This is a genomic window from Pseudalkalibacillus sp. Hm43 (assembly GCF_051842935.1).
In the GTDB taxonomy this organism is placed as follows: Bacteria; Bacillota; Bacilli; order Bacillales; family Fictibacillaceae; genus Pseudalkalibacillus.
The window spans coordinates 247,824-273,989 of record NZ_JBPXRR010000001.1; the positions used below are offsets into that span (position 1 = coordinate 247,824).

The 26,166-nt window shown below is 44.3% G+C and carries 35 protein-coding genes and 2 riboswitches; of the genes, 27 read left to right on the forward strand and 8 right to left on the reverse strand.

Annotation, left to right across the window (positions count from 1 at the left end; all coding sequences use genetic code 11):
• Positions 1-105 precede the first annotated feature (105 nt).
• From ACSVDE_RS01320 to ACSVDE_RS01340, 5 genes are all read left to right on the forward strand, one after another.
• Positions 106-1,473: a sigma-54 interaction domain-containing protein gene (locus tag ACSVDE_RS01320; protein ID WP_439299161.1), complete on the forward strand. Its 1,368-nt coding sequence runs from the start codon at positions 106-108 to the stop codon at positions 1,471-1,473.
• A 271-nt stretch (positions 1,474-1,744) separates the two neighbouring features.
• Entirely contained in the window at positions 1,745-3,064 is a 1,320-nt protein-coding gene (locus ACSVDE_RS01325) for a GntP family permease (RefSeq protein ID WP_439299162.1), read from the forward strand.
• 19 nt (positions 3,065-3,083) lie between these two features.
• Complete coding sequence (locus ACSVDE_RS01330; protein ID WP_439299163.1) at positions 3,084-3,860, forward strand: 3-hydroxybutyrate dehydrogenase; 777 nt, start codon at positions 3,084-3,086, stop codon at positions 3,858-3,860.
• A gap of 115 nt (positions 3,861-3,975) precedes the next feature.
• A complete protein-coding gene (locus tag ACSVDE_RS01335) occupies positions 3,976-4,800 on the forward strand; it encodes a DUF6843 domain-containing protein (protein ID WP_439299164.1) in 825 nt (274 codons plus the stop codon).
• Complete coding sequence (locus tag ACSVDE_RS01340; RefSeq protein WP_439299165.1) at positions 4,760-5,155, forward strand: hypothetical protein; 396 nt, start codon at positions 4,760-4,762, stop codon at positions 5,153-5,155. Before ACSVDE_RS01335 ends, ACSVDE_RS01340 begins: the two co-directional genes overlap by 41 nt.
• Positions 5,156-5,240: 85 nt before the next feature.
• Here the strand turns inward: ACSVDE_RS01340 and ACSVDE_RS01345 are convergent, their stop codons facing one another.
• Entirely contained in the window at positions 5,241-5,504 is a 264-nt protein-coding gene (locus ACSVDE_RS01345; protein WP_439299166.1) for a DUF2524 family protein, read from the reverse strand.
• Positions 5,505-5,678: 174 nt separating this feature from the next.
• Here ACSVDE_RS01345 and ACSVDE_RS01350 point away from each other — a divergent pair, with 174 nt between their 5' ends.
• From ACSVDE_RS01350 to ACSVDE_RS01370, 5 genes are all read left to right on the forward strand, one after another.
• Positions 5,679-5,870 carry a YjcZ family sporulation protein gene (locus tag ACSVDE_RS01350; RefSeq protein ID WP_439299167.1) on the forward strand — a complete coding sequence of 64 codons (192 nt, stop codon included), beginning with the start codon at positions 5,679-5,681 and terminating at the stop codon, positions 5,868-5,870.
• Positions 5,871-6,021: 151 nt separating this feature from the next.
• On the forward strand, positions 6,022-6,753 hold the full coding sequence (locus tag ACSVDE_RS01355; RefSeq protein ID WP_439299168.1) for an SIR2 family NAD-dependent protein deacylase: 732 nt from the start codon (positions 6,022-6,024) through the stop codon (positions 6,751-6,753).
• On the forward strand, positions 6,750-7,010 hold the full coding sequence (locus ACSVDE_RS01360) for a DUF2164 domain-containing protein (RefSeq protein ID WP_439299169.1): 261 nt from the start codon (positions 6,750-6,752) through the stop codon (positions 7,008-7,010). Before ACSVDE_RS01355 ends, ACSVDE_RS01360 begins: the two co-directional genes overlap by 4 nt.
• A gap of 77 nt (positions 7,011-7,087) precedes the next feature.
• A riboswitch (SAM riboswitch) is annotated at positions 7,088-7,187 on the forward strand.
• A 100-nt stretch (positions 7,188-7,287) separates the two neighbouring features.
• A complete protein-coding gene (locus tag ACSVDE_RS01365; RefSeq protein ID WP_439299170.1) occupies positions 7,288-7,449 on the forward strand; it encodes a hypothetical protein in 162 nt (53 codons plus the stop codon).
• A 9-nt stretch (positions 7,450-7,458) separates the two neighbouring features.
• Entirely contained in the window at positions 7,459-7,887 is a 429-nt protein-coding gene (locus ACSVDE_RS01370) for a gamma-glutamylcyclotransferase family protein (RefSeq protein WP_439299171.1), read from the forward strand.
• Here the strand turns inward: ACSVDE_RS01370 and ACSVDE_RS01375 are convergent.
• Positions 7,863-8,393, reverse strand: a complete 531-nt coding sequence (locus ACSVDE_RS01375) for a GNAT family N-acetyltransferase (RefSeq protein ID WP_439299172.1) — start codon at positions 8,391-8,393, stop codon at positions 7,863-7,865. The two genes, ACSVDE_RS01370 and ACSVDE_RS01375, sit on opposite strands and share 25 nt — an antisense overlap.
• A 267-nt stretch (positions 8,394-8,660) precedes the next feature.
• Here ACSVDE_RS01375 and ACSVDE_RS01380 point away from each other — a divergent pair, with 267 nt between their 5' ends.
• The 6 genes from ACSVDE_RS01380 to ACSVDE_RS01405 all read left to right on the forward strand — a co-directional run bounded on the left by ACSVDE_RS01380 (position 8,661) and on the right by ACSVDE_RS01405 (position 11,832).
• Entirely contained in the window at positions 8,661-8,915 is a 255-nt protein-coding gene (locus tag ACSVDE_RS01380; RefSeq protein ID WP_226548183.1) for a hypothetical protein, read from the forward strand.
• Positions 8,916-9,026: 111 nt separating this feature from the next.
• On the forward strand, positions 9,027-9,578 hold the full coding sequence (locus ACSVDE_RS01385; RefSeq protein ID WP_439299173.1) for a GNAT family N-acetyltransferase: 552 nt from the start codon (positions 9,027-9,029) through the stop codon (positions 9,576-9,578).
• 227 nt (positions 9,579-9,805) lie between these two features.
• The gene (locus tag ACSVDE_RS01390) at positions 9,806-10,357 is read left to right on the forward strand and encodes a cysteine hydrolase family protein (RefSeq protein ID WP_439299174.1); all 552 of its coding nucleotides are present in this window, start codon (positions 9,806-9,808) and stop codon (positions 10,355-10,357) included.
• Positions 10,358-10,368: 11 nt separating this feature from the next.
• A complete protein-coding gene (locus ACSVDE_RS01395; protein WP_439299175.1) occupies positions 10,369-10,749 on the forward strand; it encodes a VOC family protein in 381 nt (126 codons plus the stop codon).
• A 121-nt stretch (positions 10,750-10,870) separates the two neighbouring features.
• Positions 10,871-11,263 carry a hypothetical protein gene (locus ACSVDE_RS01400; RefSeq protein ID WP_439299176.1) on the forward strand — a complete coding sequence of 131 codons (393 nt, stop codon included), beginning with the start codon at positions 10,871-10,873 and terminating at the stop codon, positions 11,261-11,263.
• 14 nt (positions 11,264-11,277) lie between these two features.
• Entirely contained in the window at positions 11,278-11,832 is a 555-nt protein-coding gene (locus ACSVDE_RS01405; RefSeq protein WP_439299177.1) for a GNAT family N-acetyltransferase, read from the forward strand.
• A 19-nt stretch (positions 11,833-11,851) separates the two neighbouring features.
• Here ACSVDE_RS01405 and ACSVDE_RS01410 read toward each other — a convergent pair whose 3' ends face one another.
• The 3 genes from ACSVDE_RS01410 to ACSVDE_RS01420 are packed head-to-tail and all read right to left on the reverse strand — an operon-like array spanning position 11,852 to position 14,837.
• Entirely contained in the window at positions 11,852-12,820 is a 969-nt protein-coding gene (locus ACSVDE_RS01410; RefSeq protein WP_439299178.1) for a TIGR03943 family putative permease subunit, read from the reverse strand.
• Positions 12,821-12,824: 4 nt separating this feature from the next.
• Positions 12,825-13,841 carry a permease gene (locus tag ACSVDE_RS01415; protein ID WP_439299179.1) on the reverse strand — a complete coding sequence of 339 codons (1,017 nt, stop codon included), beginning with the start codon at positions 13,839-13,841 and terminating at the stop codon, positions 12,825-12,827.
• Between the two features lie 15 nt (positions 13,842-13,856).
• Entirely contained in the window at positions 13,857-14,837 is a 981-nt protein-coding gene (locus ACSVDE_RS01420; RefSeq protein ID WP_439299180.1) for a metal ABC transporter solute-binding protein, Zn/Mn family, read from the reverse strand.
• A gap of 171 nt (positions 14,838-15,008) precedes the next feature.
• On the opposite strand from ACSVDE_RS01420, the gene ACSVDE_RS01425 reads away from it, so the two are divergent.
• The 10 genes from ACSVDE_RS01425 to ACSVDE_RS01470 all read left to right on the forward strand — a co-directional run bounded on the left by ACSVDE_RS01425 (position 15,009) and on the right by ACSVDE_RS01470 (position 22,410).
• Entirely contained in the window at positions 15,009-15,494 is a 486-nt protein-coding gene (locus ACSVDE_RS01425; RefSeq protein ID WP_439299181.1) for a DinB family protein, read from the forward strand.
• A gap of 145 nt (positions 15,495-15,639) precedes the next feature.
• Entirely contained in the window at positions 15,640-15,789 is a 150-nt protein-coding gene (locus ACSVDE_RS01430; RefSeq protein WP_439299182.1) for a hypothetical protein, read from the forward strand.
• A 105-nt stretch (positions 15,790-15,894) separates the two neighbouring features.
• Entirely contained in the window at positions 15,895-16,260 is a 366-nt protein-coding gene (locus ACSVDE_RS01435) for a hypothetical protein (RefSeq protein WP_439299183.1), read from the forward strand.
• A gap of 48 nt (positions 16,261-16,308) precedes the next feature.
• A riboswitch (guanidine-I (ykkC/yxkD leader) is annotated at positions 16,309-16,401 on the forward strand.
• Between the two features lie 63 nt (positions 16,402-16,464).
• Positions 16,465-16,779 carry a quaternary ammonium compound efflux SMR transporter SugE gene (gene sugE / locus ACSVDE_RS01440; RefSeq protein ID WP_439299184.1) on the forward strand — a complete coding sequence of 105 codons (315 nt, stop codon included), beginning with the start codon at positions 16,465-16,467 and terminating at the stop codon, positions 16,777-16,779.
• 364 nt (positions 16,780-17,143) lie between these two features.
• Positions 17,144-17,902, forward strand: coding sequence for an IclR family transcriptional regulator (locus tag ACSVDE_RS01445; RefSeq protein WP_439299185.1), 759 nt, complete (start codon positions 17,144-17,146; stop codon positions 17,900-17,902).
• Positions 17,903-17,916: 14 nt separating this feature from the next.
• Positions 17,917-18,630, forward strand: coding sequence for a 5-oxoprolinase subunit PxpB (gene pxpB / locus ACSVDE_RS01450; protein ID WP_439299186.1), 714 nt, complete (start codon positions 17,917-17,919; stop codon positions 18,628-18,630).
• A complete protein-coding gene (locus tag ACSVDE_RS01455) occupies positions 18,627-19,637 on the forward strand; it encodes a biotin-dependent carboxyltransferase family protein (protein ID WP_439299187.1) in 1,011 nt (336 codons plus the stop codon). The genes pxpB and ACSVDE_RS01455 overlap by 4 nt, the downstream gene beginning before the upstream one ends.
• Positions 19,634-20,404, forward strand: coding sequence for a LamB/YcsF family protein (locus ACSVDE_RS01460; RefSeq protein ID WP_439299188.1), 771 nt, complete (start codon positions 19,634-19,636; stop codon positions 20,402-20,404). The genes ACSVDE_RS01455 and ACSVDE_RS01460 overlap by 4 nt, the downstream gene beginning before the upstream one ends.
• An 11-nt stretch (positions 20,405-20,415) precedes the next feature.
• Positions 20,416-21,603, forward strand: coding sequence for an NRAMP family divalent metal transporter (locus ACSVDE_RS01465; RefSeq protein WP_439299189.1), 1,188 nt, complete (start codon positions 20,416-20,418; stop codon positions 21,601-21,603).
• A gap of 18 nt (positions 21,604-21,621) precedes the next feature.
• Positions 21,622-22,410: a putative hydro-lyase gene (locus ACSVDE_RS01470; protein ID WP_439299190.1), complete on the forward strand. Its 789-nt coding sequence runs from the start codon at positions 21,622-21,624 to the stop codon at positions 22,408-22,410.
• A gap of 47 nt (positions 22,411-22,457) precedes the next feature.
• Here the strand turns inward: ACSVDE_RS01470 and modB are convergent, their stop codons facing one another.
• Both modB and modA read right to left on the reverse strand, forming a co-directional pair.
• The gene (modB, locus tag ACSVDE_RS01475) at positions 22,458-23,126 is read right to left on the reverse strand and encodes a molybdate ABC transporter permease subunit (protein ID WP_439299191.1); all 669 of its coding nucleotides are present in this window, start codon (positions 23,124-23,126) and stop codon (positions 22,458-22,460) included.
• Between the two features lie 9 nt (positions 23,127-23,135).
• The gene (gene modA / locus ACSVDE_RS01480) at positions 23,136-23,921 is read right to left on the reverse strand and encodes a molybdate ABC transporter substrate-binding protein (RefSeq protein WP_439299192.1); all 786 of its coding nucleotides are present in this window, start codon (positions 23,919-23,921) and stop codon (positions 23,136-23,138) included.
• Between the two features lie 142 nt (positions 23,922-24,063).
• Here modA and ACSVDE_RS01485 point away from each other — a divergent pair, with 142 nt between their 5' ends.
• Positions 24,064-24,249 (forward strand): hypothetical protein, encoded by a 186-nt coding sequence (locus ACSVDE_RS01485; protein WP_439299193.1) that lies wholly within the window; start codon positions 24,064-24,066, stop codon positions 24,247-24,249.
• Positions 24,250-24,300: 51 nt separating this feature from the next.
• On the opposite strand, the gene ACSVDE_RS01490 is transcribed toward ACSVDE_RS01485, so the two are convergent.
• Positions 24,301-25,833, reverse strand: a complete 1,533-nt coding sequence (locus tag ACSVDE_RS01490; RefSeq protein WP_439299194.1) for a carboxypeptidase M32 — start codon at positions 25,831-25,833, stop codon at positions 24,301-24,303.
• Between the last annotated feature and the right edge of the window lie 333 nt (positions 25,834-26,166).

Genomic DNA, 26,166 nt, shown 5'->3' on the forward strand with positions numbered 1-26,166 from the left:
CAGGTAATAGTTGGAAAATAGTTGTCATTTCTTCAGAATCCTCTAATGATTTGCGAAAGTTATGATAAAGTAAAAACAGAATGTTGGACGAGAGGACGGTCAATCATGCTGCAAACCGATTTTCAAATCAAAAATCAAATTCTTGAAGCGATTATTGATAACGCTTTCGAATGGGTTGTAGTCGTCGATCCTGAAGGTGTCATTCGTTTTATGAACAAAACGTATTGCGAATTCCTTGAAGTGGATTCCAAAGAAGTGATTGGCAAGCATGTGACGGAAGTGATTGAAAACACGAGAATGCATATTGTAGCAGAGACCGGTGAAAAAGAAATCGCCGATTTGCAGTTCATTAAAGGGAACTATATGATTGCAAACCGGATTCCCATTTTTCATGAAGGACAAGTTGTCGCAGCACTCGGAACGGTCATTTTCCGCGATACGGAACAGTGGAAGAAGATGAATAGTCATGTGAAGAGTCTATTTTCAGAGCTGGAATTTTACCGGAAAGAATGGACGGCGAACAATGGCGCGAAATATTCATTGAATGATCTCGTCGGCAATTCTGAGGCTATGCTGGAATTGGAAAAACGGGTGAAGAAAATCTCCAGCGGGGATATTTCCGTTCTCGTCCGTGGGGAAAGTGGAACAGGTAAGGAGCTTTTTGCCCATAGTATCCATCAGCTCAGTGAACGGAGTACTGCGCCATTCGTGAAAGTGAACTGTGCGGCGATTCCAGAGCATCTTCTTGAGTCAGAGTTGTTCGGGTATGTTGAAGGTGCGTTTACCGGAGCGAAAAAAGGCGGGAAAGTCGGAAAGTTCATCCTTGCAAATGGAGGGACGCTCTTTCTGGATGAAATCGGGGACATGCCTCTGCAGATGCAAGTCAAGCTGTTACGCGTACTTCAGGAAAAAGAGATTGAACCGATCGGTGCGAACAAGACGGAGAAAGTGAATGTCCGGGTGATTGCGGCGACGAACCGTCCGCTAGAGAAGATGGTCCAGGAAAAATTGTTCCGCGAAGATTTATTTTACCGGATCAACGGATTTCAGCTCCACATTCCTGCACTTCGTGAGCGGAAAGACGATCTTTTACCGCTAATCAATCACTTTCTTGAGAAAGTGACGAGAAGGACGGGGAAACGGATTCAAGGAATGGAAAACAACGTGATGCAAGTGTTCCGTCGCCATAATTGGCCAGGCAATATCCGAGAGCTGGAGAATGTCATTGAAGCTGCGGTCCATCTGACATATGGGGAGACAATCGATCTCGAGGCATTACCCGACTATCTGACTGAGCAGGAAAGCTTGCGTGTAGGGAACAAGTCGCTAAAGGAACTCCTGGAACAAACGGAACGCAACGCATTGATCGATGCGCTCAATCAGAATGACGGAAATAAACTGGCTGCTGCTAAGACGCTTGGCATCGGTAAGTCCAGCTTTTATGAAAAATTGAACAAATACGGTTTGTTGTGAATGATTCCAGAATCCCGGAATACTGTCCGGAATTCTGGAATTTTTATGATTGACAAGGGTTTAGAGAGGTTATTCGGTGCTTGTTTCCGATTTTTCGGAAAAATGAAAACGTTCAATAATTTGTAACAAGTGATAGAGCAGTGATGAAAAGTTGGCACGATTATTGCATTACTTATCTGGGAGAACGGAATCGCCTGTTATTTTTAAATAGATTAACTGTGAAAATTTGAAAGCGGTTCCACAAAACTGTTTCGTCAAGGGAGGATATCAGATGTTAAGCATGATTGGTTTACTAGGGGGACTCATCTTATTAATTGTCTTAACGATGAGGGGTATGAACCTGTTGGTTGTTGCACCTCTATGTGCGCTCTTTGTTGCTGCCCTCAGTGGCATTCCACTGTTTCCACAGCTAGCGGCAGAGGGTGAAGCGAACTTAGTCGGAAATTACATGGCTGGATTTTCAGGATTTGTCGCCGCCTGGTTTTTAATGTTCTTGCTAGGTGCGATTTTCGGAAAAGTCATGGAAGATAGTGGCGCGGCCGATAGTGTATCCAAGTGGATTGTAGCAAAACTTGGTATGAAGCAGGCTGTGCTGGCGATCGTGTTGGCTTGTGCCATTTTGACATATGGTGGCGTGAGCTTGTTCGTTGTCGCGTTCTCGGTTTATCCGATGGCAGTAGGGCTATTCAAACAAGCGAATTTGCCACGACGTTTCATTCCTGCCTCATTGGCATTCGGCTCGGTCACCTTTACGATGACTTCAGCCGGATCACCTGAAATTCAAAACTGGATTCCAATTGAGTATTTAGGCACTTCACCATACGCAGGTTGGGAAGTCAGTTTGATTGTCGCTGTGTTCATGGCGGTGTTCGGATATTGGTGGCTAAGGAAGATGATTACGAAAGCGGTCAAGAATGGAGAAAAATTCGAAGCGAGAAAAGACGATCCGGAAGTAGCGGAAAAAGAATTGCCGAATCCGATCGCTGGTCTATTGCCGCTGGTCGTTGTACTCATCATATCGTTCATTTTTCATGATGCATTGAAGCAATCTGCGTTGATTGTCGCATTGCTCGGTGGTGTCATTGCAGCCTACCTGTTGAATCGAAAGTATTTCACCGATTTCTGGGAAGCCGTTTCTGGTGGTACACTTGGGGCTTTGATCGCAATTGGTAACACTGCAGCTGTCGTCGGATTCGGTGGTGTCGCGAAAGGGGTGCCAGCATTCGATGTTGCCGTCAATGCGATGACGAGCATACCTGGAAGTCCACTCATCGGTGGTGCGATCGCGGTCAGTGTGATTGCTGGTATGACAGGATCCGCTTCAGGTGGTCAGGCAATTGCCTTGCCGATCTTAGCGCCGCATTATATCGATATGGGCGTCAATCCGGAGGCATTGCACAGAACAGTCGCGATTTCCTCAGGTGCGCTGGATTCCTTGCCGCACAACGGATATGTCGTCACGACCGTTCGTGCAATCTGTGGGGAAACGCATGCAGCTGCCTATGGAGCTGTCGGTGCTTTGACTGTTATTGTGCCGTTGATCGGTCTCGCATTAGCTGTCGTCTTATTCTCATTCGGACTTGGGATTTAATCGTTGAGGAGGTTTCATTGTGGTTCAAGATAAAGTCGTATATATTACAGGAGCAGCTAGTGGTATCGGAAATGAGCTCGCAAGGTCCTTCGCCGAACAAGGAGCAAAAGTTGTCCTGACGGATTTGAATGAAGATGGCGTATCAGGAGCAGCGAAAGAATTGACCAATGAAGGATACGATGCGCTAGGCTTGAAGTGTGATGTGACGAATGAAGAGGAAGTGAAGTCCTCGATCGAGAAAACCGTCGAGCATTACGGCAGACTGGATATTCTCGTCAATAACGCAGGTCTTCAATACATTTCTTCTGTTGAGGAATTTCCGACCGAGAAGTTCGAGCTGTTGACACGGGTCATGCTGGTTGCGCCGTTCATCGCAACGAAACATGTCCTCCCTTATATGAAGAAACAAGGCTTCGGACGGATATTGAACATGTCTTCTATCAATGGGTTGGTTGGTTTCGCAGGAAAAGCTGCTTACAACAGCGCGAAGCACGGGGTGATCGGTTTGACGAAAGTCACCGCGTTGGAAGCTGCGGAACATGGCGTAACCGTCAATGCCATCTGTCCGGGATACATTGATACGCCACTCGTCCAAAATCAATTGGATGACTTGGCCAAAAACCGTGGAGTAACAAAAGAACAAGTGATGGAGGAAGTCATTTATCCACTTGTCCCTCAAAAACGTTTGTTATCGGTAAAAGAAATCGCAGACTATACGCTGTTCCTAGCAAGTGAACAAGCTAAAGGGATCACAGGGCAAGCCGTCGTCATCGACGGAGGCTACACCGCCCAATAATGATATGTACCAGGCACCGTTCAGAAGTCGTTGCAGCGCAACGCTTCCAGATCGGTGCCTGGTACTTTTTACTATGGTAGAATAAGGTTGAAATGAATGGTTTAGGGGTGGTTGTATGGGGGCGATTTTCCTATGGCGTAAAATACTTGCTGGCTTATTTACGGGGATAGTAGTCACGTTGATTTTTGTTGCAGAGGGGTTATTTAACGGCGATGTCAGTGTACTTATGGTGGGACTCATTGTTTTGTTTTTTGTCCTCCTTACAATTGGACTGTACGGAGTGCCTGTATCTATCCTTGCAGAAGTTATATTGCCCGAAAAGGTGAAATACAGATGGCTGTACGCCCTCTTAATACATGTGGGATTTGTTATTGTGCCGTTGTTGATTTTTAAGATGATAGAGCCGAGGACACATATTCTTTATATTCTGTTGCTAGTTAGCACGATTGCAGCTGTTTTCTGGGGAATGGATGAACTGCTCAAAAGATGGATGCCTTTTCTGAATCGTGTGCCTGATCGGAAAACGAAGATGATCAGTGGAATCGTAAGCTCTATCTTAATCCTAAGCTCCTTAGGGTGGTTCGGTTTTAGTGATCAAATCGGATTCGTAAGTGGTAATCCGCCTTTGACGAAATATTATGTACCTGAAGATCATAAAGGTTGGCTGTACGTCTTTTACGACCGGCCTGGTAAACCAGCGTTGGAAAAAGAAGGTGATTTCAGAGTCATCCAATTCAATGAAAAAGGAGTAGCTTGGACTTCTACTGAATTTGAAGGGGCTTCCCTTTTGGACAATGAGTATTTTTTTGTTAGTGAGAGTGGCGAAAAAAAGACCATTCCAAAAGAGAGGATTCACTTTGGCCCGATATCTGGTTTTTCTTCTACCGAATTAGGCGATTATGAAACGATTGAACGAATTCAATCAAAATCGGGATCCTGATTATACGAAATTCATACCGAAACCAGATCCTGCTCGGGCAGATTATGACATTCTCATCCCTGTAGGCTATACGGGTTGGGTCAAAATCCACACATCTTCTGAATCGAATGAGCTTCCAGAGAGGAGCATCAAGGTGAAGGAGAACGGAGAAGCGGTGTTTCCTTATGAGGGCATCACTTTACTCACGGAGTATGATCATTTCTATTACATAAGCAATACCGAAAAGAAAAAAATTCCGAAAGAACATATATCCGAAATTTATAACTTCCCAGAACTGATTGTCTTCCACGTCGGTCCTCGTAAACCCGAGGAACCTTTCCCTTATCACGAGTATTTAAAGGAAAAGAAAGAATAGACAGTACCAGGCACCGTTCAGAAGTCGTTGCAGCGCAACGCTTCCAGATCGGTGCCTGGTACTATTTCGTTGGGTGCTTTTTCATTTATTCGTTGATGATCATATCGCTTTGGAGCTGCAGGATTTGTGCCATTATGCGCTGTATTTCTTCTCTTTGTTGTGGTGTGGCACTGTTGGATACTTTTTGCAGATCGAGATACGCTTCTTCCAGCTGCTGTTGGGCACTGGAATAGATGGCTGCATCAATTTGTGGTTCTTGCCTATTGTAAAGTTCATTCTGTTCGGTTGCATGGTCGATGACTTGTTTCGCACGGTTCAGAAACATCTCTAACGATTCATGTTCTGTCATGTAAGGGTATCCTCCTCTGGTTGTTGTACATATAGTGTGGTAAAGCACCACAAATTTTATGTGTCACGGACGTTGGACACTAGCATAATTTTTTCGACCTCCATATTTGTCCCTATCGAGAGTTTTTATTAGTACATACAGTAATAGTGAATAGAAGAAAAGGAGGCTGAAAAGATGAGTGATGGATGTAAGAAAAAAGGCCACGGCAAAAGCTTCACGTTAATCGTTGTATTGTTCATCCTGCTAATTATCGTTGGCTGTGCATGTACGAGTGGATATGGTAGCTACGGCGGCGGCGGTTATGGATATGGCGGCTGCGGATGCGACGACTATGGATATGGCGGCGGCGGATATAGCTGGTATTAATAAAGGTTGGACAGATGGGGGGGAATGACCACCATCTGTTTTCAATTGAAAATGATTGAAACAAGGGTTAACCTGTTGCATCAGGTTAGCCTTTTTATCATATATGCTATAATGGAACCATTTCCAGATGTCCAAAACAGGAGGATCATTCATGGACCAACCGAAGATTGACCTTTTAGCAGAATGGATGAAAGAATCCCGTCGTACGGTCATTTTGACTGGAGCAGGCATGTCCACCGAAAGCGGCATTCCCGATTTCCGTTCCAAAGAGGGTTGGTGGAAAAAGATCGATCCGATGACGGTATCAACGGTTGATGCGCTAGAACATCAATACGATCTTTTCCATGGGTTTTACAGCTTGAGGTTATCCGATTTGAAAAAATGCGAGCCTCACAAAGGGCATGATGCGTTGGCCGATTTGGAAAAAGAGGGTCATGTTTCTGCAGTCGTCACCCAGAATGTCGATGGATTCCATCAGCAGTCTGGAAGCGGTACAGTTCATGAACTGCATGGGTCCCTTCGGAAGATCTTCTGCCATGAATGTGGAGCTCGAGCAGATGAAGCTGCCTTTATGGAACGAGAGTCTTGTTCGGATTGCGAAGGTCATCTCCGTCCGAAGATCATCCTGTTCGGGGAAATGTTGCCGCAAGATGTATGGGGCCGTGCGATACAAGACATTGAAGAATCAGATCTGTTGATTGTGATTGGATCGAGTCTACAAGTCGCTCCAGCAAATGAATTACCTTTTCTATCGGATGGAAAAAAGGTCATCATCAATCAAGAAGAGACGTACTTACATAACCAATTTGACCTGCAGATTGAAGGGAAAGCAGGCGAAGTTTTGCAATTGATTCGAGATAAAGTATTGGAGGGGACAGTATGATGGTCATTGAAATACCGAAAGAAGAGCGAGAACAGTTGGTGAAAAACATCCAAGGTTATTTCATGGATGAGAGAGGGGAAGAAATCGGCGATTTGGCTGCAGGGTTGATGCTGGATTTCTTTTTGAAGGAAGCCGGTCCATACGCCTATAACAAGGGCGTGAAGGATGCAAAGAAACTCCTTCAGGATAAGATGATGAACATGGAAGAGGATTTGGATGCTCTGAAGAAACCGATCCACTTGCACGATCGTTATTGAACTTTTCTCGAATCTTCAGAAAAATCCCGTTGACATTCCATTTCTTCCGTCATATAATGGCGTCAAATTTCATAAACAAATTATCAAGAGTGGACGAAAGAACTGGCTTGAAGACTCCACAGCAACCTGCTTTTGAAAGGTGCTCCAACCAGCAAAGGCAACTTTGAGTGATAAGGGTCATCGTTCGAACTCTTTTTGCATCAAAGCAGAAGGAGTTTTTGTTTTTTCGCAAAATAGACGGTGTTTCCTATGTGAATCCGATCGAGGAGGAATGGAAATGGTGAAAAAGGGATGGAATGAAGAGACGAACGCCTTGCCAAATGACCAAGAGCATATTCGCGCGATGAGTGATGAAGAGATTAAAGCTTTTCATAGGAAAACCTACGAAAAATACATTCGGAGTTATGTACGTGAGAGAAAACGTATTCGGAGGAAGTAGAGGGATGGCATGATTGATTCTGTGCGTCATTTAGTTTTTGTATATGGCACGCTTCGAAAAGGGGCAAGTAATCATCACGTATTAAATGGAGCCCGTTGTGTGGCAGAAAACGCCTGGATTAAAGGGACCTTGTATGATACAGGTCTTGGATATCCGGCATTGAGTTTATCGCCTCATGGCAAAGTGCATGGTGAAATCTTTGAAGTGGATGATATCGGTCTCCAAACCCTTGATCAATTGGAGGGTTTTGTAGCAGACCGCGAAAGCAACTTGTATGAGCGGATGGTCCAAAAGGTGACGACAAGGGATGGACTTTTGGACACTTACATCTATACCGTCGACCACAATCTCTCTATTTGTCAAAAATGCATTCCATCAGGTGACTGGATACAGTGGGTGAAAAGGCTTGAGAATCAAGATACATCTGTTTCTTCTTGAACAGCTTCCGAATGAATAGAATACACATCAATTGACCGATTCCATTTCTGGATTCGGTTTTCCTTTTGCATGCCGATTCGTTTGGCGACCGCAACCGATGGTCCGTTTGCAGGATCGATCAGTGAGATCATCTTAGGAAATTTACATGTCTCGAAACCATATTGGAGGCAGGCTTTCGCTGCTTCGGTGGCGTAGCCCTTCCCCCAATGCTCACGGACGAGCAAATAGCCGATCTCCATTTGTATTTTTCCGTCCACTTTTTGAGGTACAATACCGCATTGACCGATGAATGTGCCGGAGTCCAGAAGCTCGACTGCCCATAAGCCGACGTTGAACGCATCATAGTTATTGTGGTTCCAAACTATCCATTCTTTTGCTTCCTGCTCTGACTTCGTACTCGGATAATGCTCCATGGCGATTGGATCTTCGAAGATCTTCATCAAGTTCACCACATCCGATTCCCTGAGAGCCCTCAAACGCAACCGCTCTGTTACCAATTCGAACATACGGAACCCTCCTGACACATTACTTCCTATTAGTTCCCCTACCATCATAGTATGGGAGCCATGCCTAAAACAATCCAAGTGCCAGGTACCGTTTTCAAACCCTTGGTAGGACAGGGTTCATAAACGGTACCTGGCACCTCCAACAAACGCTGCTGTGACAGGCTTCGTTGAAAGTACCTGGCACGGACTAAAAAAGATTCATTTTCAGCTGGATCTTTCCATAAATTAGAGTATGCTCGCGAAAAGTACTAGCTGGGAGGGGACGCTTTGAAGAGTGAAGAGGCGCGTTTAAGGGACATTCAAGCGATGGCTTATCATGTGATGGATGACCTCCACCTGAATGAGACATCCAGAAGTGAGAAGGATTTGAGGGCTGCATTGGACCATATGGCCAGAGCGGTAGGAATGCTGTCTGATCCAGATCGAAATGTAACACTGAACTATGTGGAAGAGAAGGTGACGCTCGCCTATCAACTCGTCGTTAAGAAAAAGAAATCGAAAAAAAGGATTAAAGTCCAGTAATCCAGAAATAGAATAGGCACGACATAAACAAGTATGTAAGGGAATGCCCCTTCATACTTGTTTTAATTAGCTATCATCAAGATAGAGTCAACCACGAAAGCGGGGAAGATCATGCAACTGAACTTATCTGTAGAAACAGAACGATTAATAATAAGGCCTTTTGAAAAAGAAGACTATTCCAACTGGCTGCATCAGCATGAAGAGCGGTTGCCGTCACAACATAAATATGACCAGGGAAAAACGGACATGAGCGAATGTACCGAAGTTTGGTTTCATCAATTGGTCGAAAGGCATCATGACATGATAAAAGAGGATGATTGTTACATATTCGGAGTTTTTGATAAAGAGTCTGGTGAGCACATCGGCACGATCGATATTTCCACTCTGTTGCGATACGACTTCCAATGGGGGCGGATAGGATATACGCTCCACAATCATTTCTGGCGGAAAGGGTTCGGGAAGGAAGCGGTGCAGGCAGCTCTGGATCTTGCTTTTGAAAAACTCGATTTTCACCGAATAGAGGCACATATCAATCTGGATAACGATGCGTCTATTCAATTAGCGAAAAGTGTCGGTATGGCATTCGAATGCGTACGGAAGGGATTCATCTATGAATTCGAAGAATGGACGGATAATCTTGTTTACTTTATCAATGCCGAATGAACAAAAATAGGGACTGGCTAGGGAAAGCCAGTCCAATGTAAGGGGAGGTAGGATAATCTGTTTAGGGGGAACCAGAAATTTTCACTTCAAAGGAACCTCCTACTAATATAGACGAAAGAATTTGAAAAAGGTTGCAGGGAATCGACAAATAATCGCGAAAATCTTATGGTGAGGAAATGCGAACTTACGTTCCGTTGCAATTCTCTATATATGAAGGAGGCTACTACATGACAAAAGAGGCTCTGCTCGTCATTGATGTTCAGAAAGCTGTCATGGAAAACAGTCATCAGGAATTGCGGACCATCGACAGAATCAATCAGTTGATCAAACGTGCTAGACAGAACGACATAGACGTCATTTATGTTCAGCATGAATACCCGATTGGTCCGATGAAGCGTGGAGAGCCCAATTGGCAGCTTCATGACAAGCTGGAAAAGCCGATAGAGGCAGAAACGATCATCCACAAGACGTTGCCTAATGCTTTTTCAGACACCAAATTGAAAGATGTATTGACCACCAGGAATATCAATCATCTCTACATTTGTGGAGCACAAACCGACTTTTGCGTCGATTCATCTTGCAGAGGTGCATTTGACCACCATCTGGATGTGACGTTGGTGAAAGATGCCCACACGACAACGGACAAAGATCATATGACAGCTGAAGAAATCATCAACCATGTCCATCATACGCTTGAAAACTTCTGGAGTCCGAAAGCGACGTTATCGTTACTCCAAACGAGTGAAATCCATTGGATGAACAAGCCGATTACCCATTAAGGAGGACAATGATGAAAATTACGAAAAGCCCGATCAATAGAGTAGGAACACCTTTTATTCATGTGAAGGACCTTCAAAAGACTGCAAACTGGTATGCAGACCTATTAGGAAAGAAGACCCCGGACGTCAACCCGGAACATCCTGTTCATTACTTTGAATTGGAAGACGGAGGCGGCATCCTGTTGGATGATGACCGAAACAACGCACCAGGAACAGAAGCTTCTGTCATGCTCCATACAGATAATATTGATAAAGCCTATCAATTTGTAAAAGAAAAAGGCGGCCAAATCGTCCGTGAAATTGAAAGGCATCCAGATGTCTCATTTTTTAACTTCAAGGATCCAGAAGGTAATGTTCTGATGATCTGTGAGCAACACGAAGCTGGAAAATAGGAATCCTGATTTGTGCGGGAATTGTCTTATGTAGGCAATTCCCTTTTTATGTGGAATTATGGTAGTATACGTACAGATATTACATAGAAGGCAGGGATGATCCATTAACAAGAAGTTGATCATGATTTTCGTAAGTGCATTCCTCACTGGGGTTTTGCTGGTCGTTTTAACCTCTTACTTAATCAAGACTCCTGAGGAACAAGCGAACGAATTCATAGAAGAATTGAAGGCAGGCACAATCAGTGATGATTCTGTCGAAAATAAAAGAGAAGAGCTTGAAGCGTTCATCAAGTTTCCGGAGACAAAAGAACTTGACCAAACCCGTATGATTATCGACTCCGCAGAAGATGTTGATAATGGCTACGAGGTGAGAGCGCGTTTCCAGGCTTATGAGTATAAAGATGAGGGTTCCGAAGTGATTGAGTCTTATGATGGGGATTTGTACATCATCATGAAGAAAGTCGGCTTTCGAGACTGGGACATCATCGATGTAAGAATCAATCCATACGAGTAACAGGGGAGGATCAAATGTTCATTTTTCCAATAGAAGAAGGCTTATCTCTTAAACTGTTAGAAAAGAGGGACGCGCCACAGTTATTCGCGCTTGTGGATGGTTCCCGTCCTTATCTAAGAGAGTGGCTTCCGTGGGTAGACAACATGAAGACAGAAGAGGATTATGAACCGGTCATTGATATGTGGTTGAAGCAGTATGCTGAAGATAATGGCTTTCAAGCGGGGATCCTTTATGAAGGAAAGATTGTTGGAATGGTCGGATTTCATTACATTGACCATGCAAGTAAGAAGACTTCCATCGGTTATTGGCTGGCTGAAAAATACCAGGGTAAAGGGATCATGACCAAAGCGGTGGAAGTGTTAGTGGACTACGCCTTCAACACATTTCACTTGAACCGTGTTGAAATCCAATGTGGAACGGAAAATCGCAAGAGTGTAGCAATCCCTGAACGGCTTGGTTTCGTAAAAGAAGGTACGATACGAGATGCAGAATACTTGTATGACCATTATCATGATTGCTATCTATACAGCATGTTGAAACGAGATTATAAGAAAATGCAAAGAAGCTGACCAATTACGGTCAGCTTTTTTAATTGAATATCCCCAAATCCTGATATACATATGGGGTGTCCGGCTTTTTAATTTGTTTAATTTCACTCACTTCAATGGAAGGGATACGAGCATCTCCATACGTTGTTTGAGAGATCGTGCCAGTCACCTTCACCCAGCTATCTGTTTCAATCTCACCTAAGTCGTGACCCTCAGCCATCATACCGATTACAGAGGTGTCTGCTGAACAACAGCTCATCAGGAATCGAGCTACGACGAGCTGATTTTGTTCCATGCCTTCCTCGCGATACACGAACCCTTTGATTTCAATTTCTTTCCCTTCGAACCGGTCTGAGAAAATGGCAATAGAATCGACGAGGTCCGCGTAATTGTCGTCATTGACCTTGATCTTTTCTCGATCATCATATTTCTCAGCAATTTCTAAGTAATATTCATCGTAATCAAAAACCGCATCACTATCGGCTGATCCAGTGGTTGAACTGTCTTCTGAATCATCTGCATATTTCTCTTCCAGCTCTGCCATATACTTTTCCGGATCTTCCAGATAAGCATCTGCATTCGGTGTATCACTATCTGATTGTGTTTTTTCGGAAGGCTTGTCTGTTTTTGATGCAGAAGCCTTCATCCCGATCGTCCCGTTAAGCGATACCCCTTTCTTTTCGGCCATGGCACTATCCAATACTTTATCTGGGAACACAAACCCGGTCATTAACGGCAGTAGAAACAAGAAATACACAGAGAATCGCATGAACGGTTTGCTCGTATCGGCATGATCATGACCACAAAGACAATGTTCCTCTGAATCCTCGGATCGGAACATTTGGACGACACCTAAAACAAAAAACGTTCCTGCTGCAAAGTAAATGAACTTCATCATTTGCGGGGCGATATAATATTGGATTTTCCCACTGTAGATAAATGAACATAACAGAAAAGCAAACCCGAACAGAATGATCGCTCGCAAATTGATATAGAATTGGTTATTCAACAGCTCAACCTCCGATCAATAGTTGGAAAATGAAGATAGCGATGAACACTGTGCCCGTTATGACACCCATGAGCACCAATACGAATTTCTTTTTGAAATAGGCAAGAAGCATCATTGTATTCTTGATATCCAGCATCGGTCCATAAACGAGAAATGCGACAATCGATGCTGTACTGAAAGTCGATTGGAAGGTTACCGCAACAAATGCATCTGCTTCAGAACAGAGTGATACAAGATAAGCGAAAGCCATCATCACTAAAGTAGACGACCACACTTCCGAACCGATCGCGGCGATGACATCCCGGCTGACGAAAGCCTGGAATGAACTGGCTAACAGTGCTCCGAGCAAGAGGAATTTTCCTGTGTCGAAGAATTCATCCGTCATATGATACATCGTCAGCTTCCATTTAGAAGCGGGTTGTTCGTTATTATGTGAATGATTGTGTTCATGGTCGTGGTTCGACCTCTTTAACATATCACGATTCTTGTAGAGTGCGTAGATGATTCCTCCAATCAATATTGCCAAAATGAAACCCAGTCCCATTCTTGCATATAAGACCGTCAAATCAGAGCGGAATGCATAATAGGTTGATAGAAATACAATTGGATTCAAGATCGGTGCACCGACAAGAAAGACGATACCGATATGTAGCGGCATCCCTTTTTTGATCAATCTACGAACGACTGGTATGATGGCACACTCACAAACTGGGAAAAGTGCAGCCATAACTGCTGCGGGAAATAATGCGAGATACCCTTTTTTAGGAGTGAACCGCCTGATCGTCTCTTCTGAAACGAAAGATTGAATCAGAGCGGATACGAACACACCTAATAATAGAAAAGGGAAGGCCTCCAGCACGATACTCAAGAAAATGGTATTCAAGTCTACTAGTGTCGTAGGAATTGAAGAAGGTACCGTAGAACTTTTAATTTCGTCAACAAAGAAAAATCCAAACAAGAATAAAAAGAACAAGAGAAAAAGGATTACATTTTCGCGTATATTATGTTGGGGCATATTCATTCACATCACTTTATTTTAATGGCTCAAAGCTTTTTGTAAAGTTGAAATGTTCCGTTCCATCAAAGAAAAATAATCTTCATTATTCTCAACATCTTTTTCGGTCAGAACTGATAAATTATGAAGGTACAAAATATCGAGATTCAGTTGCTTCTTGATCGTTTCAGCTGGTTTTGTGCTGACATTCTGTTCGAATAGAATGTATTGTATATCATGCGCACGCGTTTCTTCTATGATCTTTTTGATTTGTTTTTGAGTCGGTTCATTTGTCGGCGACAGACCAGAAACACTGATTTGTTCAATACCGTATCGGTGCTCCCAGTAACCATAGGCCGCATGAGATACCAATATTTCTTTTCTATCCGCCTGCTCGACCATTTGCTTATAAGATCGGTCAAGCTCTTCAAGTTTTTGCTTCAAATCAAGGAAGTTGCGCTCGAACTCTTCCTTCGCCTCAGGTTTTGCTTTAATCAGCTCAGACTTGATATGGTCAGCTAGATCAATTGCTAAGATTGGGTCGAGCCATACATGAGGGTCCACATCTCCATGATCATCACGATGTTCATCCGTTTGTTGGGCTTCTTCGTCCCCGTGGTCGTGGTGTTCATGGTCATGAGTGGTTTGAAAAACCTCGAAAGTCACACCTTCAGATGCTTCAATGACTTCAACTTCTCCATCCTTCAATGTTTTAGCTGCAGATTCTGCAAATCCTTCCAAACCTGCTCCCATGTAAATGAATAGATCGCTATCTGCTAGATCGATCATCGTCTTTGGTGTAGGTTCGAAGGTATGGGCATCTGCCCCGGGTGGGAGGATACTATCCACTTCAACGTGGGAGCCTCCGATTTTTTTAGTGAAATCGGCTAACGGGTAAAGAGTGGCCATGATCTCCAATTTTTCAATGGAGCCATTAGCGTCCGTTGTTGTTGCGGATTTATTCTGGCCGCAAGCTGCGACTAATAGCAAACTGGTTAGTATGAATAGCATTTTTTTAAACATTTTTTATCCCCCTAAAGAATCAATACACAAAACAGTATATCGTAACGATTACGATTTGAGAACCGTAATAATTACGATTTATATAAAAAACGAGAAACCATAAATTTCACTATTAAATCATAGGATTTTAGGGAAAGGGATATATAACAAACATTTTATGGAGGAGGAACCATGACAAAAACAGAAATTGCACTTCGATTTGTCCGTTTCAGTCAGTGGGTTCAAAGTTTGGAGTCTCTTAGTGAAGAGGAATGGTTAAAGCCTTTAAAACCAGGTAAATGGTCAGTTGCGGAAATTATCGCTCATCTTACTTATTGGGATCGGTATTTTTTGAAGGAAAGATATCCGAGGATGAAAGCGGGAGCAAGATTGCCGCGGTCCATTGACGTGGATGTGATGAACCAAAGAGCTTCTTTATACGCGAAGAGCGGCGTGGCGAAAGAAGAGCTCATCAAAGAATTTCTTGAAACGAGAGACTTGATTGTCAAGGCAATCAATGCCAGGTCGGAAGAAGAAATGGATATGGTTTTCTATAATCGTGGGCACAAGGAAACGCTTCGAGATTACTTAATCAACCTATGTGAGCATGACCGGCACCATAAACAACAGATTGATGATTTCCTCAATCAGCAATGGGAAGTTGAAAAGATGAATTAGCAGATAAGCATGTGGTGATCCCATATGCTTATTTTTTTATGTAAGGAATCTATTACTTCATTCACGATTCTTCACTAAACGAAACCTTCTTTATAATCAAACGTACGTAAAGATAAAGTTGATCAAACGGACGGAGAGATGTAAAGTGAGCAAAAACCGGAAGAAAAGGAAAGAAGAAGGATTCCTAAGCTGGCTGAAGGATGAAATCCGTGACTTCATATTCGGTTCGATCTTATTCCGAATCATATTATTTATTCCCAGAATGATCATCCGTCTGTTCAAAGAGTTCATTTAAAGGAAAGGATGTTTCCCGATCATAAAATGGAAGTTGTTTTCGATTATAGGTGTGCTGATTCTGACTGGCTGTTTAACCGAAACCTCCTCGGATGGATCGATTGAAATGCCAACATTTCTACCTTTTGAAACATTTGAAGAGTCGGAACTAGAGGAAACCGAATGGCCGGAGGGTGAAGGTCAAACCGTATACACCGTCACCTATTCCAATACAAACGATCAGAAAGAAGAGATTGAATACATAGTGGCTGGATTCAATCGCTTTTTCAACAAAATAGAAGAAGATCCAAGCTATGAAAAAGTTGAATTAGCAGACGGAAGTAATGCTTTATATAAAATGACGGATTTCCCATCTGCTGAATTACATTGGTTTAAAGATGGAACAGAATACAATCTTCATTACACTTTTTTCACAAAAGATGAAGAAACCATCAAAACTGAGCTAATCAAGGTGGCAAATTCAATTCAATAATTTGACAGGAAATCGCCGATGTGCCAAAATGGAATGAAAATTTGAAAATGAAAAGGTTTCTAGGGTTCCGCATGTCATGGTCTGGTCCAAGAGAAACCGCACATATGGATGTGTACACGGAGGGACAAAAGCCCGGGAGGATATCTAACCGATATTTTCCCGGGCTTTTATGATTCAATCTTACCGAAAGAGAGGAAAAGCAACATGGCTTGGATTTATTTAGTTATTGCCGGAATATTTGAGGTGGTTTGGGCAGTTGGATTGAAGTATACGCAAGGATTTACAAAACTGTATCCATCACTGATCACAGGAATTGGAATGATCATCAGTTTTTACTTCCTTTCCATGGCGATCAAGGAACTCCCGATGGGCACGGCTTATGCGATTTGGACAGGAATAGGTGCTTTGGGGACCGTGTTGCTAGGCATCATCTTGTTCCAAGAACCATACAATATCATGCGCCTTCTATTCTTATCGATGATCTTCTTTGGAATCATCGGTTTGAAAGTGACATCTTAAAAGTAAGCTCGTAGAGCGGAAATCAACTACTTTAAAAGAAAACTTGGCGAGACCAAGACTTTTGTAGGTCGAGCCTTAGTTGCCCTTATACTTTCTTCAAGTGCAAGAGCATCAAAGTATGCGAAGTAAGCAGATCCTATCAGGGTCTGCTTTTTGTGTACCAAGGACATATCGCCTGAAAAAACCGTCATAATGTTTTTAGACAAAATGGAGTAGATGATAGGGCTGGCAAAATGGGTATGGATAATATATACATTGAAAAGTTGCACAATTCCGACTAGACTAATATGTAAGCGTTTTAAAAAAACGGAACAACTATTCCGAATATCGGAACAAATGGTTTTAAGAACAGAGCAGGTGGAATATGAGAGAGAAAAATAGCACTGTCATCAAAGCGATGACGATCCTTGAAATATTTAAACAACATCATACATTATCATTGCAAAAGCTCGTCACTTTAACCGGTTCCCCGAAAACGACCATTTATCGAATGGTGTTGTCGCTTGAGGAAACCGGATTTCTAAGAAGAAACGCATCTGGTGAGTATGAACTTGGCTTCGCTTTCCTCGAATACGGTCAACTCGTAAAGTCGAGGTTGGATGTCAGAAGAACGGCTTATCCAATCATGCAACGGTTGAAAAATGAGCTTGGAGAAGCAGTCAACCTGATCGTGCGGGAAGGGCACGAAGCGATTTACGTAGAGAAGGTGGAAACCGACAAACCTGTTAGGGTGTACACAGGTATCGGGAAGACAGCTCCCCTATATGCAGGAGCGTGTCCGCGCATCCTTTTAGCGTATATGCCTGAGTCGGAAAGAGCCGAATATCTAGAGCACGTAGATCTTGTGCCGATCGCATCAGGTACGGTCACTGATCGAGATGCATTGGAACACATTTTACAAGAATCCAAACAAAATGGATTCACGATCAGCCATTCGGAATTACATGATGATTCATCAGCGATCGGAGCTCCTATATTTGATTATGAAGGTGAAGTCTATGCTGCAATCAGCATCGTCGGTCCAGAAAGACGCTTCCGGAACTCGGACTCGCTCCCTCTTTTAATCGAAAAAGTGAAACAAGCTGCTGATGAAATTTCAACATCTTTAGGATGGAATAAATGAACTGAGGTGATCTTTTGAAGTATGAACTAAGTCCGCTTGGTGATTCGGCTGTCATCGTCCAACTCGAAACCGAAATTACGGAGAAGACGCATCATGCGGTTCGGAACCTGACCATCTATTTGGAGAAAAATCCGATCGACGGAATGCTTGATTTCGTACCTGCATTCACGACGGTTACAGTTTACTACGATCCGATAAAAGTATGGACTCGAATGGAGAGCGATGCTTCACCATACGAAGTTATTTGCGACAAGTTGGGTTATATCCTTGAAAATATGAAACGCTCAAAACCGAAAGAGGCGAAAACGGTGGAAATACCGGTTTGTTATGGAGGAGAGTTTGGACCAGACCTTGAGGAGGTTGCGAAACATAATCAACTCACGCCTGATAAGGTGATCGACATTCATTCAAAAGGGGAGTACCTCGTGTACATGCTCGGATTCGCACCTGGTTTCCCATACTTGGGCGGTATGTCTGAACAGATTGCAACTCCCCGTAAAGAAACACCTAGACAAAAGATCCCAGCTGGTTCTGTTGGTATTGCGGGTTCGCAGACCGGGGTGTATCCGATTGAAACTCCAGGCGGCTGGCAACTGATTGGACAAACACCTTCCGCATTATTTGATATCAATCAAGAACCGCCTACGTTGGTCGAAGCCGGTGATAAGATCCGGTTCAAGCCGATCTCCTTATCGGAATTCGAAGCCATGAAGGAGGGGCAGGAATGAAAATCATCAAACCAGGATTACAGACGACCGTCCAGGATGCCGGACGTTACGGTTACCAAAGATATGGCGTTATCGTAAGTGGTGTCATGGATCGACTTGCCCAGAGAATCGGAAACATCCTCGTCGGGAATGACGAAGATGCAGCGGTGCTAGAAATGACGATGAAAGGTCCGGAAATTGAATTTGAAGAAGATACGCTCATCACCGTGACAGGTGGAGACCTTTCACCGACCATCAACGATCAACCGGTTAAACGGTGGAGACCTGTATATGTCAAAGCAGGGTCTAATCTGAAATTCGGTGCATGCAAATCTGGTTGCCGCGCCTATTTGGCAGTCGGTGGTGGAGTCGACGTTCCTGAAGTAATGGGAAGCCGTTCCACATACTTGAGAGCAGAATTCGGTGGTTTTAACGGACGAGCGTTGAAGGAAGGAGATCATCTGACTACCGGAAATCCTTCAGAGCGGTCAAACCAGATTTTCGAACTGTTCAACAATACAGGTGAACCTTTCATGGAATCTGATTGGTCGTCTGCATCGGAATGGAGTCCAGAGATGAGGGATGAGAATGTCATCCGTTTCATTCCTGGCCGGGAATGGACGGATTTTACAGAAGATAGTCACCAGCTTTTTACAGAGACGGAATTCGAGTTGACGCCTCAATCCGACCGGATGGGCTTCCGTTTTAAAGGGGAAAAGTTGAAGCGGACTGATGAACGAGACATGATTTCAGAGGGTGTAGCGTTCGGGACCGTTCAAGTTCCATCGGAAGGGAATCCGATCGTATTGCTCGCTGACCGGCAGACAGCAGGAGGTTACCCGAAGATCGCGCAAATCGCAACGGTCGATTTTTCGAAAGTCGCTCAGCTGAAACCAGGTGAGAAGGTCCGTTTTCAGAAAATCACCCAAAGGGAAGCTGAAAGGTTGATCATTGAACAAGAACAACATCTGCAACAGCTCGAGCAAGGTATTTCGTTGAAACTGCGAGAAGGGAGCGAGATAGGATGAAGACAGTCGATATCAATTGTGATTTAGGAGAGAGCTTCGGAACATATCAAAAAGGTCGTGACGAGGAAATTCTCGATTACGTCACATCGGCGAACATTGCATGCGGGTTCCATGCGGGCGACCCTTCCGTCATGCGCAAAACGGTTCAGATGGCTTTGGAGAAGAAGGTAGGAATCGGTGCGCATCCAGGTCTCCCGGACTTGATGGGATTCGGCAGACGCCCGATGCAGATCACACCGGATGAAGCGTATGATATGGTCGTGTATCAAGTCGGCGCACTTTATGGATTTGTAAAAGCAGAAGGCGGAATCATGCAGCATGTGAAACCGCATGGTGCGTTGTACAATATGGCAGCGAAAGACGATAAACTTGCAGATGCCATCGCAGAAGCGGTCTATCGAGTTCATCCTGAACTGATCCTTTTCGGTCTTTCAGGCAGTGAACTGGTTAAAGCTGGAGATCGGGCTGGACTGAAAACGGCGAATGAAGTGTTTTCAGACCGGACGTATCAGGAAGATGGATCGTTGACCTCAAGGAAACTACCGAACGCACTAATTGAAAAGGAAGAGGACTCTGTCCGACAAGTCGTACGGATGGTGAAGGAAGGGAAAGTGCATTCGCTGCAGGATGTCGATATACCCATTGAAGCAGATACGATTTGTATACACGGAGATGGAATCCATGCTCTTGAATTTGCGCAGACCATCACCAAAGGATTGACATCAGCGGACATCACGATTGAAAGCATCGGACAAATAAAAGGGTAAGGTGGGATTAGATGAAGCAATCGAATCGTAGCATATTACTCGGAGCGGCGTTCCTGATGGCAACGTCCGCCATTGGACCAGGATTTCTGACACAAACGACCTTTTTCACTGAAACACTTATGGCAAGTTTCGGATTTGTCATTTTAGTCTCGATCATCATCGACATCGGGGCACAGTTGAACATTTGGCGGATCATTGCGATATCAGAGCGTAGAACTCAGGACATTGCCAATATGGTGCTACCAGGACTCGGATATTTCGTAGCGTTCCTGATCGTCATCGGTGGTCTTGCCTTTAACATCGGAAATATTGCAGGTGCAGGCTTAGGTTCGAATGTCATCTTAGGAGTGTCTCCAGAGATGGGCGCATTCCTAAGCGGACTCATCGCAATCGGCATTTTCCTATTGCGCGAAGCAAACAAGATCATGGACCGTTTCACGCAGGTGCTCGGATTCCTCATGATCGCTCTGACCGTGTTCGTCATGTTCTCAGCTTCTCCTCCAGTCGGAGAAGCGGTGCAGAAAACGTTCGTACCGGAAACGATCGATATCATCGCAATCATTACGCTCGTAGGAGGAACGGTAGGGGGATACATCACGTTCTCAGGTGGACACAGACTATTGGATGCAGGAGTCAAAGGTAAAGAGTCGTTGCCTGAAGTGACGAAAAGTTCCGTATCTGCGATCGGGATTGCATCGATCATGCGAATCTTCTTATTCCTTGCGACCTTAGGTGTCGTAGCTCAAGGAGTGTCTCTTGATCCGTCGAACCCACCCGCTTCCGTTTTCCAACTAGCGGCAGGGGATATCGGATATAAAATCTTCGGTGTCATCATGTGGTCTGCAGCGATCACATCGGTCATCGGTGCCGCGTATACGTCTGTTTCATTCATCCGTACAATGAACCCGATGCTTGAAAAGTATCACAAGTATTTGATTGTCGCGTTCATCGCGCTATCGACACTCGTTTTCGTATCGATCGGGAAGCCAGTAAAAGTATTGATTCTCGTCGGTGCATTGAACGGATTGATTCTCCCAATTTCACTCGGTGTCATGCTGATTGCGGCACATAAACCGAAAATCGTCGGTTCTTACAAGCACCCTGTTTGGTTGACGGTATTCGGAGGAATCATCGTGGTTGCCATGTCTTACATGGGTGCTGTGACGATGATTGATCAGCTACCGAAGTTATTCCAATAATGGAGGAGAGGCATCTACATGGTGAAATACGACAATATGAAGCCTGAAGAAGCGAGAAACATGTTCCGTCTGAATAAGTGGAATAAACCGACAGCAGGTATTGCGAATGGTTACACACAGGCCAATTTAGTCGTTCTACCGAAAACGTTGGCCTTTGAATTCTTGTTGTTTTGCCAACGAAATCCAAAGCCTTGTCCCGTTCTCGATGTGACAGAGGTCGGCTCTAGTGAACCTGCTTTAGCCGCTTTGGGAGCGGATTTGCGGACGGATCTTCCGAAATACCATGTGTATGAGAATGGCGTAAAGACTGCTGAGCCGGAAGACATTTCTGCATATTGGCGGGAGGACATGGTCGCTTTCCTCCTCGGCTGCAGTTTTACATTTGAAAAAGCCTTGATGGAACAGGGGATTCCGATCAGACATGTAGAAGAAGGTGTCAACGTTCCGATGTTCCGGACCAACCTTCCATGTGAAAAAGCCGGACCGTTCGAAGGAAACATGGTCGTCAGTATGCGGCCGATCCCTTCAAAGGATATTGCGAAAGCTGTTCAGATCACCTCCCGCTTTCCATCGGTACACGGAGCTCCCGTTCATATAGGAAACCCGGAACACCTTGGCATTCATAATTTATCAACACCTGACTTTGGTGAACCGGTTACGATTGGTGAGGGTGAGGTGCCGGTATTTTGGGCTTGCGGCGTGACGCCACAAGCGGTCGCGATGCAGGTGAAGCCTGAACTCATGATTACACATGCACCGGGACACATGTTCATCACAGACTGGACTGATGACCATTTTGAGTATTGATAAAAAAAGCAGCATCCAGAATGATTCTGGTGCTGCTTTTTCCCGTCTTAATAACGGGCTGTACGTGAAAAACGATAAATGATGAACAAAAGAATATACGAAAGCAGGATGATGGAGCCGACCCACATCCAGGCGAGTTGCATGTTTCCCGTATCAAAAGCAAGATAAATCGCGGTCGGAACGGTTTGTGTTTTACCAGGGATGTTGCCCGCGAACATCAATGTCGCACCGAATTCCCCGAGGGCCCGTGTGAAACTGAGCACAAAACCGGTAAGAATCGCTTGAGCGGCGAGTGGAACTGATACTTTGATGAATACGGCCATTGAAGTCGCCCCATCGATTTTTGCGGCATCTTCAATTTCAGAATCCACAGAGGCGAAGCCGGTTTTCGCCGATTGATACATGAGTGGAAACGAGACGACCACTGCCGCAAGAACCGCAGCCCACCATGTAAAAATGAGCGACTGATTGAAAAGTGTTTCAATCAGTTTTCCGATGGGACTGTTCACACCAAAAATGACAATCAGCAAAAAGCCGACCACCGTCGGAGGCAGCACAAGTGGAAGCATCAAGAAGGTCTCAAGAGCCGTTTTACCGCGAAAAGAGCGCCGAGCCATGAGACGCCCGATCAATGTTCCGAGCACACCAACGATGATACCGGCCGTTATGGCAATTGTGATAGATAAATAAATCGGAGACCAGAAAGATGAAACCATTGAAAAACCTCAATCTATTGGCATAAAGCCGAATTTTTGGAACGTTTTTATGGACTGTTCAGTCTGAAGGAAGTTGAAGAGTGTCTTCGCTTCCTCAAGATGCTTCGTATCCTTTACGATGCCACCAGGATAGATGATGTCTGTATGTAGTATGGAATCGACCTTCTGGAGGAGATGGATCTTGGATGAACTCTTCGCATCTGTGGCATAAACGAAGCCAACTTCTACATTCCCGGTTTCCACATAAGAGAGCACCTGTCGGACATCTTTCGCATAAACGATCTTCTCTTGGATTCCTTGCCACAGGTTCGAGTTCTCGAGTGTTTCTCTCGCATAATGACCAGCTGGTACAGACTCCGGAACACCAATGGAAATCCGGTCGATCGCATCGTTTTTCAGATTGGAAAGCTCAGGTAATGAAGCTGTTTCATCCGACTTTTTCGTAATGACGACGAGTTCATTTTTGAATAAGCTTGTTGCATAGTCCTGATGGATGTGACCTGCTTTTTTTAGGGTATTGAATTTCTCTTCAGAAGCCGACAGAAATACGTCAGCCGGTGCGCCTTGCTCAATTTGTCTTTGAAGGGTACCAGACGATGCAAAGTTCAGGATCAGGTCGATTTCAGGGTAGTCCTCTTCGAATTGCTGCTCGATGACCAGCATCGCATCGCTCAAACTGGCGGCAGACAATACATGCAGCTCTACTTTTTCATGAGGATCTGTCGATGGTTGGTTCGTACATCCTGCAATAATTATGGTGATCATGACCAGGAAAAAGAAGCCCGGAGCCCTCATTACATTCACATCCAAAACGATAATCTCTAACAAGTTTACTATACCGAATGCCTTGTTAAAAGAACAGTAAATCTCATTTTTAGAACCGTGAAAAGGAATATTATGTTAAAATGGCAGTGGTTAAGTTAAAGGGGGAGACGGATTGGAAATTTGGTTCTTTGGATTCATCATCGTCATTGTTGGTTTTTCTCTTCTGTACTACGGTTACATTGAAAAAAAGAAGTATGAGTATAAAGGTAAAGAATTGGAGCTCGAGCAAAAGAAATTGGATCTGAGAATGAAAGAGCTGGAACACAGTTCAATAAATAAAGAGTCGGTTGAGAAGTAGATTAAATAGAAAGGCTGTCTTCTTAGGAAGACAGCCATTTCGTTTGTTTGCTTACAAATCATACAACTTGCTGAATTTTTGTTCCAAATAGTCGACCAGATACTTGGAATTAAGCTCTTCACCTGTCACTTTTTTAATCAACTCACCAGGCGTATACAGCTTACCGTATTGGTGGACGTTTTCTCCGAGCCACTCACGGATCTTCATGAACTCCCCATTTTGAATATGTGAATAGAAGTCAGGCATATCCTTCAGCACTTTATCCAACATCTGAGCACCGTACAAGTTACCAAGTGAATAAGAAGGGAAGTACCCGACGCCACCATGGGACCAGTGAACATCCTGTAGTACACCTAAACGGTTAGATGGAGGCGTGATTCCTAGATAATCTTCGAACTTCTCATTCCAAACCTGCGGAAGATCCTTCACTTCAATGTCACCTGCAATCAAACCTTTTTCAATCTCATAACGGAGCATAATGTGTAGGTTATAAGTGAGTTCATCCGCCTCGACACGAATGAGGGAAGGTTCGACGCTGTTGATTGCTCGGTAGAATTCCTCCAACGACACTCCGCTTAATTCGTGTGGGAAATGCGTTTTCAGGTCATCGTAAAAATACATCCAGAACTCTTTCGTGCGTCCTACGAAATTCTCCAGGAAACGGGATTGTGACTCATGAATTCCAAATGATGCACCTCTACGGATGACACGTCCTTCATAGTCCGCATCCACACCCTGTTCGTAGAGCGCATGACCGGTCTCATGAATCGTTCCGAAGATCGCCATTCTCATATTGTCATGCTCATAACGAGTCGTAATCCGGACATCACCCGTGTTAATTCCCATTGCAAATGGATGCGTCGTTTCGTCCAGTCGACCAGCGTCCAGGTCATAACCGAGTTTTTCGATAATAAAATGAGCGAACTGCTTTTGCTTTTCGATATCAAACGTTTGATTGAAGATTTCAGTCCTTGGCTTTCTAGACGATTGTTGAATGCGATTCAAGAGATTTATGCTAGATTCTCTAAGGTCTGCGAAAAGAGGATCCAATTTTTCGACCGTCAAACCTGGCTCGAACTCATCGAGCAGTGCATCGTACGGGTGTTTTTCATATCCGTAATACTCTGCGAAACGCTTTTTCATGTCGATCATTTTTTCCAAATAAGGCTGGAAGTGTGCAAAGTCGTCATTCGCGCGTGCTTCTTCCCAGGCATCGTTCGCATTTGAAGCTAAGACAACATACTCGTTATACACATTGGACGGAATCTGTTTCGACTTGTCATAGTCTTGTTTCCGCTCTCTCACACAAGCTTGTGTCGCCGGATCGAGTTGATTGAATACATCAGGTTGTGAAAGCTTTTCAAGACATTCACCCATCTCTTTTGAAATGGAAAGCTTGAACGTCTCTGTTGAAAGCGTACCTTTTGCCTTCGCGAAGATCGGCTTTCCTTTTTTCGGTGCATATGTACGTGCGTCCCAACCTAGTAACCCCATGATATTCGTGAAGTGACAGATCTTTTCATCGAGCTCAGTGAATTGCTTGACCGCTTGTTGAACCGTTTCATCCAATACTTGTTGCGTCATCTTCAAAACCCCTCCTTATAATTGTAAAAGAACCTACCTAACCTATTCGGTCTTGGGAGCTGATTTCCTTCGAGTGACGAAATATTTGTTAGGTGACCGCACCCCGAAAATGCGAAAACTCAAGTTTCGCACCCCGCAAGAGGCTTAATCGCACCCCCAAAACGTGAAAACTCAAGTTTCGCACCCCGCAAGAGGCTTAATCGCACCCCGAAAACGCGAAAACTCAAGTTTCGCACCCCGCAAGAAGTTCAATCGCACCCCGACAATGCGAAAATCGCGATTTCACCCCCCGCAAACTCGTCACATCAAGCTCAAACAAAAAAGATCGACTCT

Excerpts from the sequence above, each read along its gene's own strand:
- ACSVDE_RS01490 (WP_439299194.1), bottom strand. The coding sequence starts at position 25,833 with ATGACGCAACAAGTATTGGATGAAACGGTTCAACAAGCGGTCAAGCAA.
- ACSVDE_RS01405 (WP_439299177.1), top strand. The coding sequence starts at position 11,278 with ATGTTCATTTTTCCAATAGAAGAAGGCTTATCTCTTAAACTGTTAGAA.
- ACSVDE_RS01345 (WP_439299166.1), bottom strand. The coding sequence starts at position 5,504 with ATGACAGAACATGAATCGTTAGAGATGTTTCTGAACCGTGCGAAACAA.
- ACSVDE_RS01350 (WP_439299167.1), top strand. The coding sequence starts at position 5,679 with ATGAGTGATGGATGTAAGAAAAAAGGCCACGGCAAAAGCTTCACGTTA.
- ACSVDE_RS01435 (WP_439299183.1), top strand. The coding sequence starts at position 15,895 with ATGCCAACATTTCTACCTTTTGAAACATTTGAAGAGTCGGAACTAGAG.
- ACSVDE_RS01420 (WP_439299180.1), bottom strand. The coding sequence starts at position 14,837 with ATGTTTAAAAAAATGCTATTCATACTAACCAGTTTGCTATTAGTCGCA.
- ACSVDE_RS01445 (WP_439299185.1), top strand. The coding sequence starts at position 17,144 with ATGAGAGAGAAAAATAGCACTGTCATCAAAGCGATGACGATCCTTGAA.
- ACSVDE_RS01355 (WP_439299168.1), top strand. The coding sequence starts at position 6,022 with ATGGACCAACCGAAGATTGACCTTTTAGCAGAATGGATGAAAGAATCC.
- ACSVDE_RS01425 (WP_439299181.1), top strand. The coding sequence starts at position 15,009 with ATGACAAAAACAGAAATTGCACTTCGATTTGTCCGTTTCAGTCAGTGG.
- ACSVDE_RS01400 (WP_439299176.1), top strand. The coding sequence starts at position 10,871 with ATGATTTTCGTAAGTGCATTCCTCACTGGGGTTTTGCTGGTCGTTTTA.
- ACSVDE_RS01370 (WP_439299171.1), top strand. The coding sequence starts at position 7,459 with ATGATTGATTCTGTGCGTCATTTAGTTTTTGTATATGGCACGCTTCGA.
- ACSVDE_RS01390 (WP_439299174.1), top strand. The coding sequence starts at position 9,806 with ATGACAAAAGAGGCTCTGCTCGTCATTGATGTTCAGAAAGCTGTCATG.
- ACSVDE_RS01460 (WP_439299188.1), top strand. The coding sequence starts at position 19,634 with ATGAAGACAGTCGATATCAATTGTGATTTAGGAGAGAGCTTCGGAACA.
- ACSVDE_RS01375 (WP_439299172.1), bottom strand. The coding sequence starts at position 8,393 with ATGTTCGAATTGGTAACAGAGCGGTTGCGTTTGAGGGCTCTCAGGGAA.
- ACSVDE_RS01465 (WP_439299189.1), top strand. The coding sequence starts at position 20,416 with ATGAAGCAATCGAATCGTAGCATATTACTCGGAGCGGCGTTCCTGATG.
- ACSVDE_RS01385 (WP_439299173.1), top strand. The coding sequence starts at position 9,027 with ATGCAACTGAACTTATCTGTAGAAACAGAACGATTAATAATAAGGCCT.
- sugE (WP_439299184.1), top strand. The coding sequence starts at position 16,465 with ATGGCTTGGATTTATTTAGTTATTGCCGGAATATTTGAGGTGGTTTGG.
- ACSVDE_RS01470 (WP_439299190.1), top strand. The coding sequence starts at position 21,622 with ATGGTGAAATACGACAATATGAAGCCTGAAGAAGCGAGAAACATGTTC.
- ACSVDE_RS01455 (WP_439299187.1), top strand. The coding sequence starts at position 18,627 with ATGAAAATCATCAAACCAGGATTACAGACGACCGTCCAGGATGCCGGA.
- ACSVDE_RS01325 (WP_439299162.1), top strand. The coding sequence starts at position 1,745 with ATGTTAAGCATGATTGGTTTACTAGGGGGACTCATCTTATTAATTGTC.
- ACSVDE_RS01340 (WP_439299165.1), top strand. The coding sequence starts at position 4,760 with ATGAAACGATTGAACGAATTCAATCAAAATCGGGATCCTGATTATACG.
- modA (WP_439299192.1), bottom strand. The coding sequence starts at position 23,921 with ATGAGGGCTCCGGGCTTCTTTTTCCTGGTCATGATCACCATAATTATT.
- modB (WP_439299191.1), bottom strand. The coding sequence starts at position 23,126 with ATGGTTTCATCTTTCTGGTCTCCGATTTATTTATCTATCACAATTGCC.
- ACSVDE_RS01360 (WP_439299169.1), top strand. The coding sequence starts at position 6,750 with ATGATGGTCATTGAAATACCGAAAGAAGAGCGAGAACAGTTGGTGAAA.
- ACSVDE_RS01365 (WP_439299170.1), top strand. The coding sequence starts at position 7,288 with ATGGTGAAAAAGGGATGGAATGAAGAGACGAACGCCTTGCCAAATGAC.
- ACSVDE_RS01395 (WP_439299175.1), top strand. The coding sequence starts at position 10,369 with ATGAAAATTACGAAAAGCCCGATCAATAGAGTAGGAACACCTTTTATT.
- ACSVDE_RS01335 (WP_439299164.1), top strand. The coding sequence starts at position 3,976 with ATGGGGGCGATTTTCCTATGGCGTAAAATACTTGCTGGCTTATTTACG.
- ACSVDE_RS01415 (WP_439299179.1), bottom strand. The coding sequence starts at position 13,841 with ATGAATATGCCCCAACATAATATACGCGAAAATGTAATCCTTTTTCTC.
- ACSVDE_RS01320 (WP_439299161.1), top strand. The coding sequence starts at position 106 with ATGCTGCAAACCGATTTTCAAATCAAAAATCAAATTCTTGAAGCGATT.